The sequence below is a fragment of the Pseudomonas sp. 2822-17 genome (assembly GCF_002742485.1).
GTDB classification, from domain to species: Bacteria; Pseudomonadota; Gammaproteobacteria; order Pseudomonadales; family Pseudomonadaceae; genus Aquipseudomonas; species Aquipseudomonas cyclaminis.
The window spans coordinates 1-2018 of sequence record NZ_LJRZ01000256.1 but is presented as its reverse complement, the minus strand read 5'-3'; the positions used below and the strand labels follow the sequence as shown (position 1 = coordinate 2018).

The 2018-nt window shown below is 53.3% G+C and carries 1 protein-coding gene; it reads right to left on the bottom strand.

Annotation, left to right across the window (positions count from 1 at the left end; translation table 11 throughout):
• Positions 1 to 194: 194 nt before the first annotated feature.
• Positions 195 to 2018, bottom strand: a 1824-nt coding sequence (locus AOA60_RS32595) for a hypothetical protein (RefSeq protein WP_158235019.1), incomplete at its 5' end; no start/stop codon positions are given.

Here is a 2018-nt window from a genome sequence, read left to right as displayed (position 1 = left end):
AGCCCCTCCAATTCCGCCACCCCGGCGATTTTCTACCTGGATGACAAGGGTGGGTTGCAGCAACAGCAGGGGGCGCCTTCGCCGGATAAGTTGGTGAAGATATTAGGGCCGAAGTGAGCCAAACGAGCCAATACCCAACAACCAGAATGCCCGCATGAAAACGGGCATTCTTATTATCTAGACTCAGTCAACCGCTAAAGCCGGTAACTCATCGTAAAGTTATCGATGAACGAATAATCCTCAACCGTAACCTCCATGCTTGAAATTACCTGACCAGGGGGGGGTGAGTACTCAACCCAGAATCCTCCTTTGTTTTCCTCAGGATAATTATGTACCGCAAGCACTCGATGATGCTCGTCATAAAATGTCACCTGCCCCGGGTTTTGCTTCCATACCCAAGCAAACTTTATGGATTCAAGTTTGTGTTTAAAATCAAAACGATGTTTTTGCGGCGGTACGGAATGGGGGACGTTCTGACACATCACATAACTCTGTCCAGAGTAATATTGATCATTGCCGTAGGGCACAATTCCCGCGCGATTCGGACCTGAAACGAATGTCACCTTCATAGTAGGAGTGTCGACGATGCCTCCCTGCGTATAGGTGTGCGTGGTCTGGCCTACAAACCTTTCTTCAATGATGGCAATGGCCTGCTTTACCAGAAGCACACGCTCTGGGCATGTTACGTTTGCCAACGAGCCGCCATTCGTCGCAACGCTGAATGTCAGGGTGATACTGGTGTTATCCATCAGCTTATTCAATTCGGAACGTAATACGGGGCTCGCAACCCCAGCTGTCACTTCTGCCTCGGTAATCGTTCTGGCTGCGTAGACAATGAAAGCGTGTGGATTACCATTCCTCGCCGTCCCTGTTCCACGCAACCAGCACTTCTGCCCCGCCCGCAAGAACCACATCGGGTCTTCAAGGGAGCTGGCGTTGCCAGCAAAGGTTTTCAGGTCCAGCACGGCGTTCTGAGTCCTGGGCGGTACCGCCTGCAAAATATTCGGCGTTTCCAGGCGCGTTGGCAGACTGATCTTCAAGTTCAAAGGCGGCGAGGTCTGCACCTTGCACGCTGTATTCACGGTATAGGTGATTGGCACTGTTTTACCCATGCTTTCGATCACCGCTTCCGCCGGCAGCTCAAAGATCACAGCGCCCGCTGTAGTCCCCGGTTTGGAAGCCAGCGGCCAGCAAGTACCGTCCGCCTTTTTCCAGCAAAGACTGATGGAGTGCTTGGGGTTGTTGCCGACGTAATCCACTTTGACCTGTACACCGTTACGCCCATTCCAGGCAGTCAAATCAGAGCCCACCGCTTCGACAACTTCAGGCGCAGGCAGGACCAGAGCCTCTTGCTCGATTTCAAATGCTTGGGCCGGGAATGCATGAGCCTCTGCCAAATCATCGGCATCACAAAAGGTCGCTGAAAAATGCAGTTCAAAACTGCTGCAATCCGCCAGCTTTTGCAGCTCTGCCCGCAATACAGCAGCGCCGACTCCATGGGTCTTCCAGTCATCTGTCACGGGCACGCCCGAGAGAATATCCAGCCGATAATCACTACCGTCCTCATATTCACCCACGATCCACATCCAGCAGGCTTTCGCGCACTCGATATAGGCCCATACCGGCACAGTAGCCATGGCGTCGCCTAGGAATGTCCTGAGGTCCAGAATGCCGTTCGTTGCCTCTTCAATCCCAGGGTGGGGGAACTGCGGAACCGATACGCTGACCACCTGTTCGGGTGACGGCTGCGGTTCTTCACTGTTGGGGAATCGAACGGTGTAGGTCAGCGTCAACGACTTATTGAAGAAACACGCAACGATGCAGGCAGCCAGCCTGACAGACGCTCGGTCCCCGTCATGTTCTATCGTTACGCAACCTATTTGCCTGCTCTCGTATCCCTCCCCACTCACATAGAAACAGATCTGGTCATCGGCATAAGTATCCAGCGCTGGGGTGTCTACATTGCCGCCTTGCTTGGTCAATTCTGGGTTCAGACACCACTCGCCGTTGTATTCCAC